Origin of the sequence: Gimesia benthica (assembly GCF_009720525.1) — a bacterium.
Lineage (GTDB): Bacteria > Planctomycetota > Planctomycetia > Planctomycetales > Planctomycetaceae > Gimesia > Gimesia benthica.
The window spans coordinates 7,813,021-7,836,848 of the sequence record NZ_CP043930.1 but is presented as its reverse complement, the minus strand read 5'-3'; the positions used below and the strand labels follow the sequence as shown (position 1 = coordinate 7,836,848).

The 23,828-nt window shown below is 56.2% G+C and carries 14 protein-coding genes; 7 read left to right on the top strand and 7 right to left on the bottom strand.

Annotated elements, in window-relative coordinates:
- Positions 1 to 35: 35 nt before the first annotated feature.
- Entirely contained in the window at positions 36 to 5,189 is a 5,154-nt protein-coding gene (locus F1728_RS30515; protein WP_155367168.1) for a protein kinase domain-containing protein, read from the top strand.
- On the opposite strand, the gene F1728_RS30510 is transcribed toward F1728_RS30515, so the two are convergent.
- The gene (locus F1728_RS30510) at positions 5,186 to 5,791 is read right to left on the bottom strand and encodes a glycine zipper domain-containing protein (RefSeq protein ID WP_145041324.1); all 606 of its coding nucleotides are present in this window, start codon (positions 5,789 to 5,791) and stop codon (positions 5,186 to 5,188) included. The genes F1728_RS30515 and F1728_RS30510 overlap by 4 nt on opposite strands.
- A gap of 361 nt (positions 5,792 to 6,152) precedes the next feature.
- Between F1728_RS30510 and F1728_RS30505 the strand changes: the two genes are divergently transcribed.
- On the top strand, positions 6,153 to 6,722 hold the full coding sequence (locus tag F1728_RS30505; protein ID WP_149340531.1) for an antibiotic biosynthesis monooxygenase: 570 nt from the start codon (positions 6,153 to 6,155) through the stop codon (positions 6,720 to 6,722).
- 3 nt (positions 6,723 to 6,725) lie between these two features.
- Here the strand turns inward: F1728_RS30505 and F1728_RS30500 are convergent, their stop codons facing one another.
- The 6 genes from F1728_RS30500 to F1728_RS30475 form a co-directional block, all read right to left on the bottom strand.
- Positions 6,726 to 7,574, bottom strand: coding sequence for a c-type cytochrome (locus tag F1728_RS30500; RefSeq protein WP_155367167.1), 849 nt, complete (start codon positions 7,572 to 7,574; stop codon positions 6,726 to 6,728).
- A 123-nt stretch (positions 7,575 to 7,697) separates the two neighbouring features.
- On the bottom strand, positions 7,698 to 8,759 hold the full coding sequence (locus tag F1728_RS30495) for a DsrE family protein (protein ID WP_155367166.1): 1,062 nt from the start codon (positions 8,757 to 8,759) through the stop codon (positions 7,698 to 7,700).
- 53 nt (positions 8,760 to 8,812) lie between these two features.
- Entirely contained in the window at positions 8,813 to 10,063 is a 1,251-nt protein-coding gene (locus F1728_RS30490) for an NAD(P)/FAD-dependent oxidoreductase (RefSeq protein ID WP_155367165.1), read from the bottom strand.
- Between the two features lie 4 nt (positions 10,064 to 10,067).
- Positions 10,068 to 10,271 carry a hypothetical protein gene (locus F1728_RS30485; RefSeq protein WP_155367164.1) on the bottom strand — a complete coding sequence of 68 codons (204 nt, stop codon included), beginning with the start codon at positions 10,269 to 10,271 and terminating at the stop codon, positions 10,068 to 10,070.
- Positions 10,268 to 11,731, bottom strand: a complete 1,464-nt coding sequence (locus F1728_RS30480; RefSeq protein ID WP_155367163.1) for an MBL fold metallo-hydrolase — start codon at positions 11,729 to 11,731, stop codon at positions 10,268 to 10,270. Before F1728_RS30480 ends, F1728_RS30485 begins: the two co-directional genes overlap by 4 nt.
- The gene (locus F1728_RS30475; protein WP_155367162.1) at positions 11,731 to 12,612 is read right to left on the bottom strand and encodes a sulfite exporter TauE/SafE family protein; all 882 of its coding nucleotides are present in this window, start codon (positions 12,610 to 12,612) and stop codon (positions 11,731 to 11,733) included. The genes F1728_RS30480 and F1728_RS30475 overlap by 1 nt, the downstream gene beginning before the upstream one ends.
- 491 nt (positions 12,613 to 13,103) lie before the next feature.
- Between F1728_RS30475 and F1728_RS30470 the strand changes: the two genes are divergently transcribed.
- The 5 genes from F1728_RS30470 (at position 13,104) to F1728_RS30450 (ending at position 23,820) form a co-directional block, all read left to right on the top strand.
- Positions 13,104 to 16,100, top strand: a complete 2,997-nt coding sequence (locus F1728_RS30470; RefSeq protein WP_155367161.1) for a DUF1553 domain-containing protein — start codon at positions 13,104 to 13,106, stop codon at positions 16,098 to 16,100.
- Positions 16,090 to 17,562, top strand: a complete 1,473-nt coding sequence (locus F1728_RS30465; RefSeq protein WP_155367160.1) for a DUF1501 domain-containing protein — start codon at positions 16,090 to 16,092, stop codon at positions 17,560 to 17,562. The genes F1728_RS30470 and F1728_RS30465 overlap by 11 nt, the downstream gene beginning before the upstream one ends.
- Positions 17,563 to 17,667: 105 nt before the next feature.
- Positions 17,668 to 20,544, top strand: a complete 2,877-nt coding sequence (locus tag F1728_RS30460; RefSeq protein WP_155367159.1) for a DUF1553 domain-containing protein — start codon at positions 17,668 to 17,670, stop codon at positions 20,542 to 20,544.
- Between the two features lie 4 nt (positions 20,545 to 20,548).
- A complete protein-coding gene (locus tag F1728_RS30455) occupies positions 20,549 to 22,012 on the top strand; it encodes a DUF1501 domain-containing protein (protein WP_155367158.1) in 1,464 nt (487 codons plus the stop codon).
- The gene (locus F1728_RS30450) at positions 22,009 to 23,820 is read left to right on the top strand and encodes an amidohydrolase family protein (protein WP_155367157.1); all 1,812 of its coding nucleotides are present in this window, start codon (positions 22,009 to 22,011) and stop codon (positions 23,818 to 23,820) included. The genes F1728_RS30455 and F1728_RS30450 overlap by 4 nt, the downstream gene beginning before the upstream one ends.
- The last annotated feature ends 8 nt before the right edge of the window (positions 23,821 to 23,828 follow it).

The window sequence follows — 23,828 nt, the reverse complement described above, 5'->3', positions numbered from 1 at the left end:
ATCGTCGCCATGAGCGACAACATGCGGGTATCATTATGAATGAATTTCCGGACAAAGAAGAACAGAACGAAGCATCGGCTGACGACGATCAGAGCCTGCGCAATGATCAGACGCTGCCCGATTCGTTCTCTGATTCCGATGAAGCTGGCAGTGACATCGACCAGACGATCATTTCGGATCAATGGGATTCCGAAGCGCTGGCTGATGAAGCGCGAGACACGTCGGATGCCACAATGTCTGATGATCAGTTCCAGACAATGGAAGAGTCTGATTCGGAAAATGATACTTATGAAGACCTGGCAGGCAACGATCAGACCATGGTCGACGCCGGCGTGTCTGATGAAATCAATGCCACCATTGTCGATCCGGACCTGAATGATCTGGACCGGACGATCACCGAGGAAGAGCATGAAAGCTGGGCCGGCATGCAGACGGTCAGCGAAAACCCCAACGATCAGCCCGAACAAGGTAACGACCAGACCCTGATCATCGATGAGCCGCTGGATCAATCCGATATTGGCGCAACCCTGGTCGAGGATGGCAGCTCTCCTGCCGACATTGACGCCACCATTGTCTCTGACGACGTGCCCCCGGAACTGGTGGCGACCATGAACGATGCCTGGGGACCCGGGATGGCTACGATTCCGGAAGGCCCGGAAATGACCATCAAGGCCCGGGAAGTTCCCCTGGAGGAACTGACGAACCAGACTTCGCTCGTGATCAAAAAACGTGACTTCAGCGACAAGATCAACTCAGAATACCTGGAGAATGCGGAATACGAACTGCTGGAAGTCCTGGGACAGGGAGGTATGGGTGTGGTCTATACTGCGCGCCAGACTTCAATTGACCGTCAGGTCGCGGTCAAGATGCTCAAGGGCAAAACCGCCAAGAACAAAGACCAGCGGCATAAGTTCCTGGCCGAAGCAGTCGTCACCGGAGAACTGGATCACCCGAACATCGTTCCCATTTACGATGTGGGTAGCAACAACAGCGGCGCGCTCTTCTACTCAATGAAAAAAGTCGAAGGACGTCCCTGGCTGAAGACGATCCGCAAAAATTCGCTGGGCGAAAATCTGAATATCCTGATGAAGGTGGCCGATGCCGTCGCGTTTGCCCATTCACGGAGCGTGGTTCACCGCGACCTGAAGCCCGAAAACGTGATGCTGGGTGAGTTCGGCGAAGTGCTGGTGATGGACTGGGGGCTTGCCCAGTCGACGTCGGGCTTCCGGAAATCAGAAAGCATTATCACGACTTCGAGCATGGGGGGGACTCCCGCCTATATGGCACCGGAAATGGCAACCGGGCCCGTCGATAAGATCACACCGCTGTCGGATATCTATCTACTGGGGGCGATTCTGTATGAAATTCTGACGGGACGTCCGCCGCATACGGGCAAGACCGCCATGAAGTGTCTGATGTCGGCGGCCAAGAACGAAATCGTGCCGACCGAGAAAACCGGTGAGCTGGTTGACATCGCGATGAAGGCGATGGCCCTGAGACAGGAAGACCGCTACCAGAGTGTACAAGAACTTCAGCAGGCCATTCTGCAGTATCAGTCGCACTCAGAGAGTATCTCACTGGCAACCCGGGCCGAAGAAGATTTGAAACAGGCCATCGATACCGAGAATTACGAAATGTTCTCGCGTGCCCTATTTGGATTCCAGGAAGCCGTTTCCCTCTGGCCGGAAAACAAGACCGCCCGGGAAGGCGTCGAAAAGACAACCCTGTGTTATGCGAATACCGCGTATGCCAAGGGGGACTACGACCTCGCGCTCTCCTTACTTAAGGAAGAAGAATCCGGACACGCCGACCTGATCGACTCGATCCGCGAAGCCCAGACAGAGCGCGATGCGCGTCAGCAGCGTCTGAAAACCGCTAAGCGGGTGTTCGTGGGCATGCTGGCAACCGTGCTGGTCATTGTGACCGGAGCTTTCTTCTGGATTCGTGCTGAAGCGGAAAACGCACGAAAAGCTGAAAAAGTCGCTGCAGAAGAACGTGACAATGCCGTGAAAGCGAAAGAAAAAGAAACGATCGCATTGACACAGGCGATTGAGTCGGAAAAAGTCGCCATTGCGCAAAAAGAAGAGGCGGATAAAGCGCGCGAGAAAGAAGAAATTGCCCGTGAAGAAGCGGTCAAAAACCGGGAAGTTGCGATTCAGGAACGTGACCGAGCTAATGTCGAGCGAATTAAAGCAGAACAGGCCAAAGAAGCAGAAGAGTACGAGGCCTACATTGCCCGTATTGGACTGGCGGCGGCCAAGATTGATGAGAACGCATTCGAAAGTGCAATCGAACTGCTCAAGGGATGTCCCGAGCGGCTGCGGAACTGGGAATGGGGTCGGTTGATGCATCTCTGTTCGCAGAGTAGCCGGACTTACGACGCTAAGGCGCCGGTGGACTCTCTGGCGTTGTCGCAGGACAATACGCAGTATGTTACGGGGAGCCGCGATGGTTTTGCCCGGCTCTGGGATCGTGCAACCGGTCAGATTCTGGCGACGTTCGATCATAATAATCACCCGGTGCTGGCAGCAGCCATCAGCCCCGATGGGAAAATCCTGGCGACCGGCAGTGAAGACCCGAACGGCTACATCAAGCTCTGGGACCTGGAAACGCATCTGCCGATCGCCCGCAAGTTTGAAGATCCGAGCCAGAGCGCACCATTCGACCGGGGACATACCGAAGGCATTCTGAGCATCAGCTTCTCTAAAGACGGAGAGCGACTGCTGACCAGTTCGTATGACAAGACAGCCCGCTTGTGGGACGTCGACTCCGGTCAACAGATCCGACGCTTCTGGGGACACAACTGGTGGGTCTGGGATGCGAATTTCTCAACCGATGAACGGCGAATTGTCACCGCCAGCCAGGATGGAACCGCCGTGATCTGGTCGGTCGAGACGGGAGAAAAAGGCGCGCCCTTCACCGGACACCAGGGGCCGATCTATTCCGCTCATTTTTCACCTGATCCACAGAGCACGCATGTCGTAACCAGCGGTTATGACCGCCGGGTTCTGCTCTGGAAACCGGAAGACATTGTCCCCTTCGATTTCTCGAAAATCGTCTCTGGACAGAAAGTCAATGCGCCTCCCTACCTCGCATTCGAAGGTCACCAGGACAGCGTGCAGTCTGCCGAATTCTCGCAGGATGGTTCGATGATCATCTCTGCCAGCCACGATAACACGGTTAAACTCTGGGACGTGGAAACGGTGAAAGCCATCAAGACCTTCCGCGGTCATGACAGTTGGGTCCAGGTGGCAACGTTACTGAACGATGGTAAGTGGATCCTTTCCGCGAGTCACGATGCACATACGAAACTGTGGAACATCGCCGGTTATGCCGAGATCCGCACGCTGAAAGGCCGGGTTCTGGAGAAGCATGTCGATGCGGTTCTGGATGTCTCCTTCTCGAAAGATGGCAAGCATCTGGTAACTGCCAGCCGTGATAAAACCGCCATCTCCTGGGATGTCGCGACCGGCACACCGGAAAAAGAATTTACGGAAGGTCATGCCTTTCTGGCTTCCAGTGCCGTCTTTCTGCCGGACCGGAAACGCCTGGCAACGGCTGCTGTAGATAACTCGGTTCGGATCTGGGATATTCAGACGGGGACCGAACACAAGCGATTTGAACATACGGGACGGAGTGCCGCCATTGATGTCTCCGCCGATTCCCGACTACTGCTGACGGGCAGCGATCAAAAGACCGTACGGATCTGGAACATTGAAACCGGTAAATTGATCCGGGAACTGCGCGGCCACAAATCGGAAGTCAGTGCCGTCGCTTTTTCCGATGACATGCGCTACTGCGCCAGCGGAGACGCTCGCGGACGCTGCATGGTGTGGGAAGTCGCCAGTGGAAAACAGCTGCACCGCCTGGAAGCACATACGCGAAGGATTAATGGGCTGGCCTTCCTGCCGGATGGAAAAACGCTGTTATCCGCCAGCGGTGATAATACCGTGGGTAACTGGGACATCACGACGGGTGAAGAGAACCAGCAAAAGATTCTGAAGCACCCCGATGCCATTATGTCGATGGACGTGTTTGATAACGGCACCAAAGCTGTCACCAGTTGTGCGGATGGACTGGTCCGAATCTGGAATTTATCAACACCGGAAGTCACGCAGACCATTCATCCTGCCAACGGGTTGATCAACTCCGTCAGTGTTTCCCATGACAACAAGCGCCTGTTAACTGCGAACGTGCAACAGCGGGTGATTCAAGTCTGGGCGCTGGATACCGGAAAAGAGCTGCAGGTTCCCGGTAATAACGGACACTTGCAACCATTCCTGGATTTCAAAGCCCGGGGCGGCATGCTCTGGACGGCGGTCTTCTCACCCTATCACGATTCCATTCTGACGGTCGGCGGTCGCGATGCCCGGCTCTGGAACGGTGTGACGGCCCAACAGTTGATGGCCTTCCACCCGCACGGCGTGGTCGCCTCTGCTTCGTTTTCTCCAGACGGTAAATGGCTGGTGACCGGCAGCTGGGATAATTCTGCGAAGATCTGGAATACCGAAACCGGACAGGCAGAAATGAAACTGGAACAGAAACATACCGGCTATGTAAATACGGTTCGCTACTCACCCCAGGGGAATCGGATTGTGACCGCCAGCGATGACGGGACTTCGAAAATCTGGGATGCACAATCGGGCGAGATGCTGTTAAGCCTCGATCAACCCGGTACACACGTGAAGAGCGCAGTCTTCTCTCCCGACGGGAAAAAAGTTGTGACTGCCTCCGATGACAAGACCCTGGTGATGTGGGATGCCCAGACCGGCAAAAAACTATCCACTTTTAAAGGACACGACTGGCCCGTGTTGGAAGTCGCATTTTCACACGATGGTAAGCGGCTGATCTCCGGTTCCGAAGATAATACGGCGATTATCTGGGATATCGCGACTAAAGAGAAAAAGGTACTGGCCGGTCATACGGCATCGGTGGAATCGGTCGTCTTTTCGCCAGACGATTCGCGGGCCTTCACAGCCAGCGACGATGGTACCGCCAAACTGTGGGATACGAAGTCGGGTAAGGAAATTCTGACGCTGAGCAGCCACTCACAGGGTGTGACCTCGGTCGATTTCTCTCCCGATGGACGCTTTGTCGCAACAGGCAGCCAGGACGGACAGGCCATTTTGTGGCTGACCGTTGACTGGAAAGACAAAGCGGTCGCCCGCGTTGTCAGTCGCGATCCTTAAAAGTGGAAGTGCCCGTGCACACCGTAGTGCGGGCGGACATACCGTGGACGCGGACGGGGTCGGACATAGACCACCGAGGGCGATGTCACAACTGCCCGTTCCCGGACAATGACCGGCTCGGCAGTGGTGCTGACGTAGTTGTGTTGCTGCATGTACTCGATCAGTTGGTCACTCAGTCCCTGCTGTTTGAGCATGATCAGCGTCTGAGGACTCAGATCAAAAGCACCGCCGCGACTGCGAATGGCGCCCATGATGACGGAATCGCTGACGCCGCTGTGGGCCATCTGAATGACGTCGCTGTTGCGGATCGCCCCGCGTGCCATGCGTTCATGATTTGCCTGGGCGATGGCGACGTCGCGTTCTTCCCGGGCATCTTCCGCATTGCCGATCAAACCGCCGGCGAGTCCACCCGTTGCAGCTCCAATCAGGGCACCTGCTCCGGCGTCGCCGGAATTACTGCCGATAATCGCACCGGCCAGAGCACCGATCCCCGCGCCACTGGCCATGCCGGCTTCCGTATGGTTTCTGGCAGCGCAGCCTGTCTGAACTAACAGGCCTGCGAAAATAAGAGTAATACCAGCCCGATACGATAACGCGTTCATTGATGTGAATCCTTCCACACAACACTTGCAGTTTTTACAATCCCTGAACAGTTTCTCCACGCTGACGGGCAACCATCGTCCCCTCAGTTAATATATCGGGATCGCTGGCTTCCATTATCAGATTTTCTGGGGGTTGCCTAGATGAATTTCTCAATGGTAAACTGCCGGGTGCAAGTTTATGGTTTTCAGTGTCCCTAAGATGTTATTTACAGGGTCTTTAACGCTCTGCAGAAAAATCACGAAATGGCCACTTCACAAAATGACACATCCGGACGAACAATAGTTTCAATTCACGGACACATCAGCGCCCCGCCTGCTGACTGAATTACGATTACCCTGGATACTCGAAAGTACAGGACGCATGCATTCAACAGATTCCGATCCCGTTACCATGGTTGTGACGGCCCACCCTGCTCCCGGAAATCAAAAGGAATGGGAGCAGACGCTGACGAACACCATCCAGGCTTCGCTGAAATTTCCCGGTCACCTGGGAACGACGGTCCTCAAACAGGAATCCCGCTCCCGGCCCACCTATCAGATCGTACTGAGGTTTGACCGACTGGAGAATCTGGAACGCTGGAAGAATTCTCCCGAACGGGAGCACTGGATCTCCCGCCTGCACGCCCTTGAGCACCGTCCTCCGGTGATCACTCACAACACGGGGCTGGAAACCTGGTTTGAATTTTCACACCAGGATGAGCATCGCCCGCATCCCCCCAAATACAAGATGGCCATCATCATCTGGATCGCCGTCTACATCAGTATCATACCGATCATCAACCTGATTCGGCCCTATACCAGCGAACTGCATTTCCTGATCGGAAGCGCGATCACCACCTCGATTACAGTTCCGCTGATGACCTGGGTGATGATTCCCCTGTTAAGCTGGCTGCTCCAGAAATGGCTCTATCCGGAACCGAACCATTCCTGACAGCTACTTCGCCGGGGCTGCAGCGGGCTGCCAGTCATAAACGCCGCGCTGTTCGACCGGGGGCAGATGCTCTTCCAGGATGAAATGCGGACGCGAATGCGAATTCACATAGGCGGCGATATCCAGGGCTTCCTGCTCGGTCAGATCGGTTTCCCCCGGAGGCATGGCCACTTTGAGCCAGGCTGCCAGCTTATCGTTTCTGCTCAGTCCCGCGCCGTCGTTATAGGAATCTGTGCCCCAGACTGGTGGTCCTTCGGATGTTCCCGCGCCTGATGCATCGTGACAGTCGGCACAGCGTGCTGCGTAGAGTTTCGCGCCCCGTCGTTCTTCAGCCAGTTCCGCCTGCAGACTGAGGGGCTGCACATGACGGGGGCCCAGTGGTTTCTGATGATTCATTTTGATCTCAGAGCCCGAGGAGAGCCAGGTGATATACGCGGTAATCGCCACTGATACTTTGCTGCCGAGGGGAGGACGAATCCCGTTCTGGCTGCGCATGAAACAGTTCAGCACACGATCTTCGAGTGTGATCACCCGTTTTTCACGGGGAGACCAGGCCGGGTAAGCGGAAGCCACTCCCAGAAAACTGGCGGCCTGTGGATTGGTGCCGTTCTCCAGATGACAGGAAGTGCAGTTGAGTTTATTCCCGATATACTGTTTTGAAAGTGGATGCTCGTGTGTGCGTGCGACGATCTCTTCACCCAGCTTGACGATGGTTCCCAGTTCCCCGGGAGGGTACGCCTCCGGAAGGAGTGATTTCTGTGGTTCCTCAGAAGCCTCCTGTGCAGACAGTGTCGTCAACACAATTAACAGGGCCAGTCCAGTAACCGGTAGCGTCAGCCAGCGTCGTTGCATCGTCTTCTTTCCAAATTCGGCCATCTCTCACAGGGAGCAGCAGGCGCGTATCTTCCCTACTCTGTGCGTACGCTTGGGATTATACGCACAGAGAGACCGACAGAAGTGATTTTCTTCTGTTTTTTATTTCAGTGGGACATAGGCATAGCCGTCTGCCTGCAGGTTCACCAGAGACGTGAGTGCGGAGACCGCGACATCCGTGAATACAACCACCTGATCCGGCTGGCCCCCTTTGCCGACAAGTGACTGACCACAGACGTAGATCTCGACACCAGCTTCATGCAGTTCGTGCAGGCAATCCAGGTTCGGATTACTTTTCGTATCGAAGCGTTCCGCGTAGGCATCATCATTCAAGGCACAAAGCGTGGCATCGCCGTGCAGAACGACCGCGATTTTAGCTGCCGCAGGATCCTTCCCGGCCCCCTCATAAATATTCACAAAGCGAGCCACTTTTTCGATGGATGGGTTCAGCTTGTCAGCAGGGCCTCCCTTGGTCAGGTCGACACAGATTTTACTCTGATCCCGTGGCTGCTGAGCTGCGCCAGGCAACTGGACGACCTTGCCATATTCCTTGATACGGGGATGATGGTATTCCAGCGGTGCAGGCTCTTTGGCTGACGTAGAGACCGGGTGGTTCTTCATCGCCTCGGGGAATCCCCGTTTGACGAATTCCGAAACGGTCTTCGCATGTTGTTGAATGAGCTTCACAACGTAGGGGTTCTCTGAAGTCTCCATCACCCGCACACCTTTGGGTGTGTTTTCAGTGACCATTTTGATCTGTTTTGCATGCCGGAAGAGTTCGGCGAACAGGGGATCCCGCATCCGAATGGGCTGCTGTTTTTCAATCCGCTCTTTCATCCAGTAGACATGTTCGCGGATTTTCGCTGCCACCTGGGGATCATCGGATTCCGTCAGCGTCTTGACGCCATTGGGGAGCAGCTGCACATCGCGACGAATCTTCTGATGATTCGTTAAGAGGTAACGGAAGTCGGCATGATCCCGGTCATGTGCCTGCGAATGACCATTTCCTTGACCCTGTCCGACTCCCGCGTGACCTCGTCCATGTCCCTGCCCCCGCCCGGGACCTTTGCCGCGTCCCGGCCCCCGCTGTGCGAGTGCGGTTCCGGCGATGGCACAGACCAGCAGTAAGGCAACTAAATTCCGTAGATAGTTTGACTTCTTCACTTTGACGCCCTTTCCAGTTTATTCACAGATAAAATCGCAGTCCCGTTGTGTGATTACGCCCGTCCCTTGAGCATGCCTTTCCAGTAGAGCAAGGGGAGAAAGTATTTTTTCAGAACCCACATGCTCCAGCGTTCCTTTGACTGATCGAAGGGAAAGGTTTCATGGGGATGTTTGTCGTAGTCGAATTCCGCCAGCACGAGTTTGCCATACCCGGTCACCAGCGGACACGATGTATAACCATCGTACTTCGCCGTCAGCGGTTTGCCGGCGATGGCCGCTTTCAGGTTCCTGACGGCCACCGGTGCCTGTTTGCGGATGGCGGCTGCCGTTTTGGAAGTCGGCAGATTACTGCTGTCTCCGAGAGCAAATACATTCGGATAACGGACATGCTGCAGCGAGTACTTATCGACATCCACCCAGCCCTTTTCGTCAGCGAGGGGGCTCTGAGCAATGAACGCCGGTGGCCCCATCGGGGGCGTCACATGAATCATGTCGTACGCAATCGTGGTCTCTTCACCGGTCTCCGTATGCTGGAAGATGGCTTCTTTTGTCTCAGCACTGATGGCGACCAGCTTCTGATTGAAGCGGGTATCGATATTTTTGCGATCGATCACTTTTTCCAGCGTTTTTCGATACTTTTCGACGGCAAAGATCGTACTGCTGCCCGAGGCGAAGATGATCTGCGTTTTATCGCGTACTCCTGATTTACGGAAATAGTCATCCGCGAGATAACAGATCTTCTGCGGCGCGCCACCGCACTTGATGCCGGTTTCGGGCTGAGTGAAGATTGCGGTTCCCCCTTTGAAATCGCGGATATTCTCCCAGGTACTGCCTACCGACTCAAACGAGTAGTTGCTGCAGACGCCCTCTTTGCCGAGCGCGTCTTTCAGGCCTGAGATCGCATCCCACTTGATACCGATGCCTGCACTGACCACGAGGAAATCGTATTCAATGGTCTGTCCATCACGGGTTTTCAGGCGGTTCCGCTCTGGTTCGAATGAAACGACGGCGTCTTTAATCCATTTCGCTTTGGGGGGAATCACGGAGGCTTCGGTGCGTCGCGTGCTTTCCTTGCGAAAGGTTCCGCCACCGACCAGGGTCCAGGCCGGCTGGTAATAATGATTCTCCGACGGGTCAATAATGGCCACGTCGTAATCACTGAGCCAGCCTTTGGTCAATTTCGCGGCGACCGTAATACCCGCGCTGCCGCCGCCGACAATCACAACCTGGTGATGCACGACTTTCTCGGAAGGTGGCTGCACCTGTGCCTGATTCTCTGTTTCTGCAATCACATCGGAAATCATATTTTTATTCTCCCTGTTCTGGATGTCGGGATACCGCTTGTGGATCTCGACGGTCAGTGGTAGCGGTTTTTACAGGTTGAGGACAAGGCTGGAGGTTGAGTCCACACAGCCCACTCAGACAGGTCTGCATTCCCAGTCGGGGCAGGATCCAGAGATTCAAGATGAACCAGAGGGCCAGCACCGCGAGTAAAACGACGAGGTCAGTCATGATTTTTTCTCCAGTGAACAGGCTGCTGCGGAACTTGTAGAACAACTGATGGGACCGGAGCTGCCGGTAGTGGGTAGTCCCGTGGTTTCCCATGCCTGGTAGCCACCAGCCAGGTTGATGACGTCAATACCAGCCGCCTGCAATAGACTGGCCGCAATTGCAGAGCGAGCCCCACTACGGCATTGCACGACCACTGGCTGATGGCATTCCAGGGTAGATATCATGTCAGGAAAATGTCCGAGGAACCGGTGTTCGGCCTGGGGAACATGTCCCTGGCTCCATTCCGAGTCAGCACGGACATCAAACAGCGTTACCTCGCCAGACTCGATCTGGGGCGCGAGTTCGGCTGGCGTTTTCACGGGATAGTGTTCCGTCGCCCGACCAGACCGGATCTCTCCACTCCGTTCGAACCAGCCGGAGACGCGATCGATGCCGATCTTGTGTAATACGCGATAGGCTTCCGGCAGGTCGGCAGCGTCTGCGATCAGGTAGACCGGCTGATCGTAGTCGACGAGCCAGCCCGCCCAGGCTGCCAGCATCGACAGCGGGATGTTGATTGTGCCCGGCACATGTGCTGTCGCGAATTCACTGGAAGGAGACAGGTCGATCACGGTAGCAGTGGAACTGACCAGCGACTCCTGCAATGCCGGGAGCGGTTTGGGCAGCGTGACCTTGCCGAGCACCAGCGGTCCTTCTTTATTGACGCGTTTCATCACCGCAAAATAGCTGGGTGCTTCGGGCTGATCGGACAGGATGTAGTTCACGAATTCGGTTTCGTCTGCATACTGCAGCGCCGGATTGAATCGTTTTTCATAACCAACGGTGGAAGACGGAATCGCTCCGAGTCCCTTGCCGCAGGCACTGCCCGCACCATGGGCCGGCCAGACCTGCAGATAGTCGGGTAATTCTTTAAAACGCTGGGCCGAATGATAGAGCTGCTTCGCACCGACTTCGGCACTTCCCTGAACGCCGGCAGCAGCTTCCAGCAGGTCCGGACGTCCAATCGACCCGACGAACACGAAATCTCCCGTGAAGATTCCCATCGGTTCATTGGCACCGCCGCCCTGATCGGTCAACAGGAAGGAGATACTTTCCGGTGTATGACCGGGAGTGTGCAGGACGTCAAAACGAATGTTCCCGACCTGGAAAGTATCTCCTTCTTTCAACAACTGTGTCTCGTACTGGTCCGCGTATTCGTACTTCCATTCTGCAGGACCTTCATCGGAAACGTACAACTTCGCTCCCACGCGTTCTGCCAGTTCCCGGGCACCGGAAACATAATCGGCGTGGATATGGGTTTCAGCCACCCCGGTCAGTTTGACACCTTCACGCTGTGCCATCTCGAGGTATTGTTCGATGTCACGTCCCGGATCGACTACGATGGCTTCTTTGGTTTTCTGACAGCCCACCAGATACGATGCATGGGCCAGTTTCTGATCGTAAAAGTATTTCAATAACATCACTCATCTCCCTGATGCTGAAAGGTGGAATTTCTGTGGTGAGAAGGCAGCAGCACATAGTTGTTGCCAGTTGTCATGCGCGCCTGCCGAGCAGCTGCAGGTACCAGTTTGCTGCCTTCATGGACGATGACGAACCCGCCGAGCAGAATCAGAAATCCGGCAAAGACGGTTTTTAAAACATGTTGATTCAGGTGGGCATTTAATTTGTGCCCCACGACACTGCCGACGATGCCGATCAAGGTGAAGACGAGAATTGTCTGCCAGTTGACGGACATCTGGTGTGAGACCAGAAAGTGTTCGTACTTGACGAATCCGACGGTAGCGTTAATCACGATGATGACCAGGCTCGTACCAATCGCTTTTCGCATGGGTAATTTGCCCAGAATGACCAGCGCGGGAACAATCAGAAAGCCGCCCCCCACTCCTACGAAGCCAGTCAGCATTCCGACGCCGATTCCTTCCGCCGCCATTTTCCAGCGGGGTGACAGCTGCGCAGAGGGCTCAAGAGATTCGTGGGCACCCTCCGGTCCGCGCGCTCTGCGAAACATCACGAAGGCGGCAGCCAGCAGGATGGTGCCAAAGACTACCAGCTGCAACGTCTCCGTGGCCAGACCTCCCAGCCAGGCCCCTGCGAGGGTTCCCAGCATGCCGGGAAGTCCGAAGAAGACCACACTGCGCCAGTCGATCAATTTAGAACTGGCATAAGGGATTGCAGCGGCGATGGAGATCATTCCCACGATCGCCATGGATTCGGCAATGGATTCCTTGGTGCCATGTCCCACGAGATAGACTAAAATGGGCACCGTAATCGCCGATCCGCCCGAACCGAGCAGACCCAGAGTCAGGCCAATCAGCAGTGAACCAATCAGAATGTATGCCATGATGCTCTCCCAGCAGATTCCATGCAGATTCCATGCAGACCGGCCTGCGGGAGATTCATTCCCCGATTCAAACAGCGGCCAGTCCGATGAATCTCATACGCATTATATCGGAACATCGCGACATATCAATATAGTTATTCTGAAACAGCGATATTTAGAGAGGTAATATTTCCTGAGCCATCGGAATATTCAGTCGATCGAGGTGGGAAAGACTTTTACTGTTGGACGTGTAGCGGAAGCAGAGCATCCTAAAGCACTAATAAATAAACACTTATAAATCGTGAACCCATTTCCGTTTCGTATCGTAGCAGGATATCTCTCGTGCAAGACTGCCAGATAAGCCCGACTGCAACAGACAAATAGGACGAACTGGACACTTACCGAGGACTGTTTCTTGAGAGAAACTGTTGGAACGATTCGGGCAGCGTGGTATAGTGGAGCTTTCCTTCCTGATGACCTAAGTCGTTTCACCACAACAAGACAGGTATTCCATGGCACTCCGACGGTCCCCCCTGCTCTTTCTACTGTTCTGGCTGAGTCTCGTCTCGACCGATCTGGCTGCGAAGGACCATCCCCTCGACTTCAAAACCGACATCGCCCCGCTGTTCGCCGACCACTGTGTCCGCTGCCATTCACCTGATAATACCAAAGGGGGCGTATCACTGGCCGGCGTTCAGGATCTGCTGGACAACGGGTATCTGACTCCGGGAAAGCCGGACGAGAGCTATCTGCTGGAACTGGTCACCTCCCAGGAAGGGAAGCCGCCTGCCATGCCTCAGGAAGCGTCCCCGCTGTCGGACAAGCAGGTCGCGCTGCTCACCCGCTGGATACGCGAAGGCGCTGTCTGGCCCAAAGAAGTGGTGGTCAAACAGAAATCCAAGGCCGATACCAGCTGGTGGTCTCTACAGCCCCTGAAAGAGGATTTTGCCGCAATCAAACCGGCGTCTGCTGAACGGGGACTGACCATCGATGATTTCATCCGTCAGAAACTGGCTGCAGAACAGCTGACATTGAGCCCCGCTGCTGATCGCCGCACACTGATCCGCCGTCTGGCCTTTGACCTGCATGGGCTCCCCCCGGACCCGGCCGCTGTGGAAGCGTTTGTTAATGATCCCGATCCACGGGCCTATGAGAAGCTGGTCGATCGCATGCTGGCTTCGCCCCGGTATGGGGAACGCATGGCACAGCACTGGCTCGACCTGGCACATTACGCGGACACGCATGGCTTTGAGCGGGATAAACGCCGCGACAATGCCTGGCGTTACCGGGACTATGTGATAACCGCCTTCAATGCGGACAAACCGTATACCCGTTTTCTGCAGGAACAGATCGCCGGCGATGTACTCTGGCCCGATGACGAACAGGCCACGATCGCCACCGGCTTCCTGGCTGCGGGCCCGTGGGACTTTGTGGGGCAGGTCGAAACCAAAAGCGATGTTCTGCGTCGCTCCGCCCGTTCGCTGGACCTGGATGATATGGCGACGCAGGTCATGACGGCCTGCATGGGGATCACCATTAACTGTGCCCGCTGTCATGATCACAAGCTGGATCCGATCACACAGAAAGAGTATTACCAGTTGCGTGCGGTCTTCGTGGGTGTCAAACGAGCCGAACGCGTCGTCAGCCAATCCGCAATCAAGGAATATGAGAGCAGAAAACAGGAGCTGACAGCTCAGCTCAACGACATTGATTACCGGATCAGCAAACTGGAAGGGACCGGGCTGGATCTGGCGGACATCGTCGGTGGAGGCAACGGCCTGGGGACGGGGGCCTTTCGCCAGGGGATCGACGCCCGCACCGCGAAAGTCCAGACCCGCGACTTCGGGGCACTGGGCAATGTGCAGACCAACCGGTTTGTCGCATCAGAGTTCGATTTCGTCGACGGCGTCTTCATCCCTGACGGGCAGGCAGGGAACGCGAATATCATTGTGAGCTCAACCGGTACGACGATTACGGGGCTGCCCCAGACCTCGGGCAAAGCGTGGGACATGATCCGTAACGGCCCGGTCGCCAGTCAGCATTCTCCCGAACTGGGCGGAATCGACTTTACCGCAGCAGGACACAGCCTGCTGGGCCTGCATGCGAATTCCGGGATCACGTTTGACCTGCAGAAAATACGCCAGTCCACGCAACTGGCTGAGCTGAAATTCACCACGAAACTGGGTTACTTTGGTGCCAGCGGTCCGTTTCAGGCGGATGTGCGGGTCTTTGTGGATGGTGAAGAAGTCGCGAAGTATACGCAACTCAAACGGGAAGCAGGCCTGCAGCAACTTGACATCGACCTGCCCTCGTCAGCCCGCTTCCTGACACTGATCGCAACCGATGGCGGCAACGGCTACAGCCATGATCAGGTCGGTTTTGGCGATCCCCGTCTGGTCTCAGCGGTGGCTCGCAAAATTGAACCGGCAGAGAAACAGGAACTGGCCCAACTCCAGGATCAGCGGAAGCAGGTGGCAGCTCGGTTGAAGTCACTGGGTTCTCCGCCCCGTTTCTATGGCGTCGTCAAAAATGAGAAAATGCCGGAAGTACATCTGCTGGTGCGTGGCAATCCAGAAGCGCCTGCTGAAGAGGTACTGGCTCCCGCTGCTCTCGCATCTCTGCAGATGCTTGAGCCTGAACTGGGATCAACCAAGAGCAGTCAAGGCGAACGCCGTGCCGCACTGGCGAAATGGATTACGCATCCCGATAATCCCCTGACTAAGCGGGTGATCGTGAATCGGCTCTGGCTCTGGCACTTTGGTCAGGGCATTGTGAAAACGCCGAGTGACTTCGGTTATGGCGGGGGACGTCCTTCTCATCCGGAACTGCTTGACTGGCTGGCAGGCGAACTGCAGCGACAGAACGGTTCATTAAAAGCGATGCAGCGGCTGATTCTGTTAAGCGACACTTATCGACAACAGTCGCGAGCGGAAGCCGATCAGCGTGGTTACAAAGTGGATGCAGACAACCGTCTGCTCTGGCACCAGAACCCGCGACGCAGAGAAGCCGAAGCGATTCGCGATGCGGTGCTGTTTGTGAGTGGCAAACTGAATCCGCAACGGGGCGGTCCCGGATTTGAAGATTTTCAATACCAGGACGCGTACGCGCCGATCTACACGTATGTGACTGCGGACAAACCTGAACTGTGGCGACGCAGCATCTACCGTTATCGCGTACGGACGACTCCGAACCGGTTTCTGACCACTCTCGACTGCCCCGATCCGGCGAACCTCACGGCACGCAGATTGACAACAACCACGCCGCTGCAGTCACTGGCGTTGTATAACAATGATTTCATGTTAAGACAGGCCCGCTATTTCGCCGAACGGATCAAAGAGGAAGCGGGTTCCCAAACCGACGCTCAGGTCCAACGGGCCTTCCAGCTGGCACTGGGGCGAAAGCCGACCACGCAGGAAGCCACGCTGGCCAGTGAGTTCGTTACCCAACAGGACCTGTTTGCCCTCTGTCGTTCCCTCTTGAATTCGAATGAGTTTGTCTATGTGGATTAAACCTCAACAGAAAGAGTCGCTGTCGCAGCAGCCAGAAGTGTCAGCAGCCGCGCCGCTGTTCTCGCGTCGTCAATTTCTGCAGACTGCGGGGGGCGGCTTCAGTGGCATGGCCTTACTGGCGATGCTGGCCGGTGAAACGAAGGCTGAACCGCACTATCCTGCACGGGCGAAACGCGTGATTCAGATTTTCTGTCCGGGCGGAATGAGCCATGTTGACACCTTCGATTATAAACCGGCGCTGGAGAAACGGGCGGGACAGCCCTTTGACCCGGACGGCAAGCTGCAGTTCTTCGCGTCGAAACCGGGCAACTGTCAGCCTGGTTTCTGGAAATTCAAACGGCATGGGGAATCGGGCCTCTGGATGAGTGATCTGTTTCCCAAGCTGGCCAACTGCATCGATGATATGTCGTTCATTTATTCCATGCACAGCAAAACGGCCCTGCATGGCCCCGCCTGTTTCATGATGAATACGGGGTTCACGCTGCCCGGCTTTCCCAGCATGGGAGCCTGGGTGACTTACGGACTGGGCAGTGAGGCGGAAGATCTGCCCGCATTCGTCGTACTGCCCGATCCACGGGGACTGCCGCCCGGGGGCATCATCAACTGGGGAGCCGGATTTCTGCCCGCGGTGCACCAGGCGACCACACTCGATACATCCAATCCCCGGCAGCCGATTGCGGACCTCTTTCCGCCGGACGAGTTCGCTGCGCAGACAAAACAGAGTGAACAGCCGGGACTCGACTTTCTCCAGAAACTGAATCGCCTGCATCAGCAGCCCCGCTCCGGGAACAGCGAACTGGATGCGCGGATCAAGGCGTATGAGATGGCAGCCCGCCTGCAGTTAAGTGCACCGGAAGTCACCGACCTCGCCTCCGAGACGACCGCGACCCGCGACCTGTATGATGTCGATCATCCCGAAATCGGTCCCTTCGGACGACAGTGCCTGCTGGCGCGGAGACTGGCGGAACGGGGTGTGCGGTTCGTGCAGATTTACTGCGGTGCGGAGAACACGACAGCCAAAAAAATTCGTCCGAACTGGGACAGCCACGAAGACCTGGTCCGCGACCACGGCTACTGGGGCGCGGTGCTCGATACCGGAGCCGCAGCGTTGCTGCAGGATCTGAAACAGCGGGGCATGCTGGAGGACACGCTCGTCATTTGTACCACCGAGTTTGGTCGACAACCGGCGGGCCAGGGAAAACAGAGTAAGGGGCGCGACCATAACGCGGGCGCTTTCACATCCTGGCTGGCGGGAGGTGGCATCAAAGGGGGCGTCGGTTATGGGGCCACCGATGAGTTGGGCTTCAAAGCGGTCGACTCGCCGGCCTACAGCTATGATCTGCACGCCACGGCCCTGCATCTGTTGGGGATCGATCACACGAAACTGACGTTTTATCATAACGGAATCGAACGCCGCCTGACCGACGTGCATGGTCACGTCATTCAGGAACTGCTGTCCTGATGTATTTTTGTCTTGAATGACCTGCTCTTTTGCACTAGAATCTAAATATAGTTAAGTAAATCGCCGCGCTTACCTGAAACCTCACTCCCACCTGCCTGCATCAATATGAATTTCAAGCGATGTGCTCTACTCCTGTTTCTGCTCCTGCTGAGCTCATTTTCTGCACAAACCGGATCCGCTGAGGAGAAAAAAACGCCCGTTTTCGAATCGGACATTCAGCCCATTTTTTCCGCCAGGTGCGGCAAATGTCACTGGGATAAGGTCCGTAAGGGGGGACTGGATCTCTCCCGCATCGAAGGCCTGCATAAAGGGGGCGAATCGGGGGAATCATCGCTGGCGGAAACTGTCGATGAGAGCCTGTTGTGGATCATGATCGATGGAGGCGGCATGCCTCCCGATGATTCACCACAGTTGACTGAAGACGAGCTGGCGCTGATCCGCAAATGGCTTGAAACGGGAGCCCAGGCAGACAAGCCGATTCAACTGGAAGAGGAGAAGCTCAACCAGCACGATGTGCTGCCGATTGTCTTGCTGCGGTGCACCGCCTGTCATGGCGCGGAACTCAAACGGGGCGGCCTCGATCTGCGCACGCCGGCCAGCATGCAGAAAGGGGGCGAACATGGCCCCGCTTTTGTCGCAGGCAAACCGGAAGAAAGCCTGATGATCAAGCGGATTGAAAGCCAGGCCTGTCCGCCGCGTGAACTGCTGCTGAAATTCTTTGTCCGCCGACCTCCGGAATCGGAAGTCGAGAAACTGAAGAACTGGATTGCCGCCGGTGCTCCGGTGGCTGATATCGCTCCCGACGTCGCCACCACGGGACCGGATCCCCTGGTGACTGCAGAAGATCGCGAGCACTGGGCCTTTCAACCACCCCAAGCACCGCAAGGTGTGAAGTCCATCGATGAGTTGATCCAGAAACAACTCAAGGCACACGAACTGGATTTCTCCCCGGAAGCGGACCGCGACACTTTAATTCGCCGTGCCTATGTCGATCTGATCGGCATGCCCCCTGCCGTTGAAGAATGGAAGTACTGGCGAACCAGCGACGATCCGCACTGGTATCAGACAATGATCGATCAGTTACTGGCGTCACCCCACTATGGAGAACGCTGGGGACGTTACTGGCTGGATGTCGCCGGCTATGCTGATTCTGAAGGGGGTGTCTCCTCGGATCCGCTGCGGGCCGTCGCCTGGAAGTACCGCGATTACGTCATCGACGCCTTCAACAAAGACAAACCTTATGATCGCTTTCTGCTGGAACAGATTGCCGGCGATGAACTGATCGACGTGCAGAAAGCTCCTGAAGTCACCCAGGAAATGGTCGACAATCTTGTCGCTACCGGATTCCTGCGAATGGGGATCGACCAGACCGGTTCCCGCACGATGAACTTCGTCCCGGAGCGGCTGGGAGTGATCGACGACGCGATTAACGTCATGGGCTCAGGTGTCATGGGGCTGACCATGGAATGTGCCCGCTGTCATTCGCATAAGTATGATCCGATTCCCCACCGGGATTATTACCGGTTCAAAGCGGTTTTCCAGGGAGCACTGGACGAATACGACTGGCTCACATTCAAGAATCGTTCGTTGGAACTGGGCACCCCGGAACAGAAACAACGGGTCAAACAGACCAATCCGGTCCTCAACAAAGAGCTGAAGCAGCTCGCCGCCCAGCGCAGAAAGGTGGAAGCAGATCTGCAGCTGGAACTGCTCAAGCAGCATTATCCGGAGCAGAGTGAAGAGGATCGCCAGAAAACGCTGCGGGCCCTGAAAATCGCCGATAACAACCGGACGCAGGAACAGCGAATTCTGGTCGAAAAGCTGAGAACCGCGGAACTCATGCCGGAAACAGCCTGTAATGACGCAGTGCAGGCGGCTAAACAGCGACTAAAGGAGACCGATCAGGAAACAGCACGCGTACAGGCGAAGATGGAACCGCCTTTGACGATTCGTGCACTCTGGGATCGCGGACGCCCTTCCCCCACGTATATCCTGAGACGCAGAGAACACGCGCAGCCGGGTGAACTGGTTGGTCCGGGTGCACCTGCCGTGCTGGATCCGCCGGGAACGCCGTTCGTCGTCAAGCCCCCCTTCCCCGAGGGCACTCCGAAAACCGGTCGTCGTCTGGCACTGGCCCGCTGGTTGACGCGGGACGATCATCCGCTGACCGCGCGGGTTATGGTAAACCGCATCTGGTATCATCATTTCGGAACCGGCCTGGTCAAATCACTGGAGAATTTCGGCGTCAAAGGGGAACGTCCTTCGCATCCCGAACTGCTGGACTGGCTGGCCGTCCGCTTCGTCGAAGAGGGTTGGAGCATCAAAGAGCTGCACCGCCTGATTATGAACTCCCGAACCTATCGCCAGTCGAGTCAGATTACTGACGCGATTCAGAAACACGATCCGCAGAATCGCCTGCTGTCACATTTCCCGCTGCGGCGGATGAATGCGGAAGCACTCCGCGATTCCCTGCTGTTTATCTCGGGAAAACTGGACGATGATGCCGGCGGTCCTCCCGATTCGGTCAGCGTCGATCAGAATGGTCTGGTGAGCGCAAACGCGACCGCCGAGGGGGGCTGGAGACGCAGTATCTATCTGCAATATCGACGGACCCAGATCCCGACGATGCTGGACACCTTCGATTATCCCGAAATGGGTCCCAACTGTGTCACACGGAGTATTTCTACGGTATCACCCCAGTCACTGATGCTGATGAACAATGAACGAGTCCGCGACCTGGCGGTGGCCTTTGCGGACCGGGTTCAGCAGACACTGGCGAAACAGAACCTGGACTCCCCTGCAGCCCGCGTTGAGCTGGTTTACGAAATGGCTCTGTGTCGTCCCCCCAGTGAAACTGAACGTAAACTGGGGGTTGCGACTCTCAAGGAACTGGAGACCAGCTGGAACGAAAATTCCCAGGCGGCCCTGGAGACGTATTGTCATACGATCCTGAATTCCGCTGCATTTCTTTATATTGACTAGTACGATGAAGCATTCTTCCGAACCACTGCAGACACGTCGTGACTTTTTTGCCCGGACCAGTGATGGCATCATGGGCGCAGCGCTGACGCACCTGTTCTGCCAGGACTTTTTTGGCGGAACGCAGGCGCTCGCATCCGAGTCAGAACATGCGCCACAACAGTACGACCTGAAACCGAAGGAACCGCACCATCCGCCCAAAGCGACATCGGTGATCCACCTGTTTATGAACGGGGGGCCGAGCCAGATGGATCTGTTCGATCCCAAGCCGGTGCTCGACAAGATGGATGGCAAACCCTACCCGGGAAACATCGAAGACCTGGGAAACTCGAACACGAGCAGTATCGGAGAAATGCTGGGCGGACAATACAAGTTCGCCCGCCACGGGGAATCAGGAATGTGGATGGCCGACGTCCTGCCGGAAACCGCGAAGATGACTGACGAACTCTGTCTGATCAACTCGATGTGGACCGACCACCCCAACCACGACAATGCCCTGTATAAAATTCACAGCGGGCGGCTGTTCATGGGCTATCCCACTTTTGGTTCCTGGACCGTCTACGGGCTGGGCACCGAAAATCAGAACCTGCCCGCGTATGTCGTGCTGACCGATCCCCTGGGGGCTCCCAAGAACGGTACCCGTAACTGGACAGCCGGCTTTCTGCCTCCGACTTACCAGGGAACGCGGCTGCGTCCGACCGGTTCGCCAATCCTGAACCTTAAACCTCAGTACGAACAACCTTCCGCGGTGACCGAGTCCGCGCAGAAACTGCTGAACCAGCTGGATGAAATTCATCGGAAAGAACGCCCTTATAATCCGCTGCTGGATGCCCGCATCGAGTCCTACAGCCTGGCGGCGCGGATGCAGATGTCGGCTACCGAGGCCCTGGACCTTTCCAAGGAAACGAAACCCACACTGGAACAGTATGGTATCGGCGAGAAAGCGACCGACTCGTATGGTCGTCGCTGTCTGCTGGCCCGCCGTCTGGTGGAACGGGGCGTCCGGTTTGTGCAGATCTTCCTGGAAGAACAACCATGGGACAGTCACGCCGACCTGAATGCCAACCATCGCCTGATGTGCGAACGCACGGACAAACCGGTGGCTGGCCTGCTGCGTGACCTGAAACAGCGGGGACTGCTCGATAACACGCTGGTCATCTGGGGCGGTGAATTCGGACGGACGCCGACCACGCAGAAATCATCGAACGGCTATTCGGGCCGCGACCACAACATGCAGGCCTTCACATCCTGGATGGCCGGCGGTGGCGTGAAAGGGGGCACCACCTACGGCGTCACCGACGATTTCGGACACAGCGTCGTCGAGAATCCGGTGAGCGTGCATGACTTCCATGCGACCATTCTACACCTGCTGGGTCTGCATCATCAGAAACTGCACTTCACCCGCAGTGGACTGGAAGAGCGGCTGACCGGGGTCAAGCCGCCCCGCGTGGTCAAGGAGATCATCAGTTGAACCGGTCCGAATCAGGTCTGACACGTCGTGAACTACTACAGTGTGCTGCGACAGCTGGTGTCGCAGTCGCGTTGGGAAACAGTCTCAGTCAGGCAACCGATCCTAAAGATGCGCGACCAACGATCATCGATACCAATGTCAGCCTGTTCGACTGGCCTTTTCGTCAGCTCCCACTGGATGAGACCTCTCTGCTGGTCAAGAAGCTGCGCTCGCTGGGCGTGCTACAAGCCTGGGCCGGCAGTTATGAAGGCATTCTGCATCGCGATCTGGCTTCCGTCAATCAGCGACTGGCTGAGGAATGTCAGAAGTATCCCGAACTGATACCGTTCGGCACGATCAATGTGTCACTGCCGGGCTGGGAAGACGATTTCCGGGATTGTATCTCCTTGCATCAGATGCCAGGCGTGCGGGTTTACCCCGGATATCATGGTTACGCTTTGGATGATCCCCGATTTCAGGAACTTTTGAAACAGGCAGCCAGTCAGAAGGTTCTGGTGCAGATTGTCGTTTCGCTGGAAGACACGCGTACGCAGAGTCATCTGTTGCGTGTGGCTGATCTGGATTTACAGCCGCTTTCGGAAGTGGTCAAGCAGATTCCCGACTGCAAAGTCCAACTGCTTAACGCGCGTCCGCGTTCACCGCTGCTGAAACAGCTGGAAGAGACACCCGGTATCTATTTCGATACCGCTCGCGTGGATGGAACCGATGGCGTACCAAATCTGATCGAAGCTGCTCCGTCGGGGCGGGTCCTGTTTGGCAGTCATGCGCCGTTTCTGATTCCTGAAGCACCACTGGTGCGTGTTTATGAAGCCCGCAAGCTCGACGCACCGGCGCTGGCCGCCCTGCTGTCGGGAAATGCCAGTCGCCTGCTGAGCACTTGTCGGGAGAAGCAGGCTTCTGCCGTTCGGGAACGTAAACCAGAGCCCCTGCCCACAACGATCGACGCCGAACTAATTCATGCCGGGCTGCCTGGTCAAGCACAGTTGAAACGCTATCGCATCTGGGATTCCTACTTCACCCCCTCACATTCGAATCCGGGACGGGACGGGAGTAGCCGCCTGATCGCGGATATTGAGCGTGCCCTGCCCGCTGCCCGCACCGGTCAGTTTGAAAAACTGTGTTACTTCGCGCATGTGGGACTGGGCACAACCAGTGATTCCCAGCTGGAGCAACTGCTGCGGGAGCAACCTGACGTAATACTGAAACCGCTGGAGCGCTGGCCCGATTTGTTAATCGGGATGATGCAGCTGAATGCCAACGATGTGCCGGCTTCCCTGGCGGCTTTGGATCAGTGGATCAAGGACGGGCCGATGCGGGGCGTCTATTTCGCCAGCAGTGGTCCCGGGGCACAGGTCTGCACGCACCCGAACTTCAACCCGCTGGTCGAACGCATTGGCGAGTTGAACGGCGTGATCATGCAGCACACCTGGTTCAAGACTGGTGGCAAAGGGGGACCGGGTGAATCAACGCCGGACGACCTCGTGGTTCTGGCCAAACGATTTCCCGACCAGCAATTCCTGTGCGCCCACGCAGGTGGCGAATGGGAACAAGGCATCCGCGCGGTCCGGGATTGCGGGAATATTCTCGTCGAGACTTCCGGCTTCGACCCGACGGCGGGCTTCATTGAAATGGCCGTCCGCGAACTGGGGGCCGAACGCGTGGTCTTTGGAAGCCATCTCCCCTCACGCTCACTGGGAACCGAATTGTGCAAAGTCACCTGTGCGCAGATCACCGAACAGGAGAAATTCCTGATCCTGGGTGAGAACTATCGGCGGTTGCTGGTGGCGCAGGGTGCGAAAGCAGACTGATGGCAGCT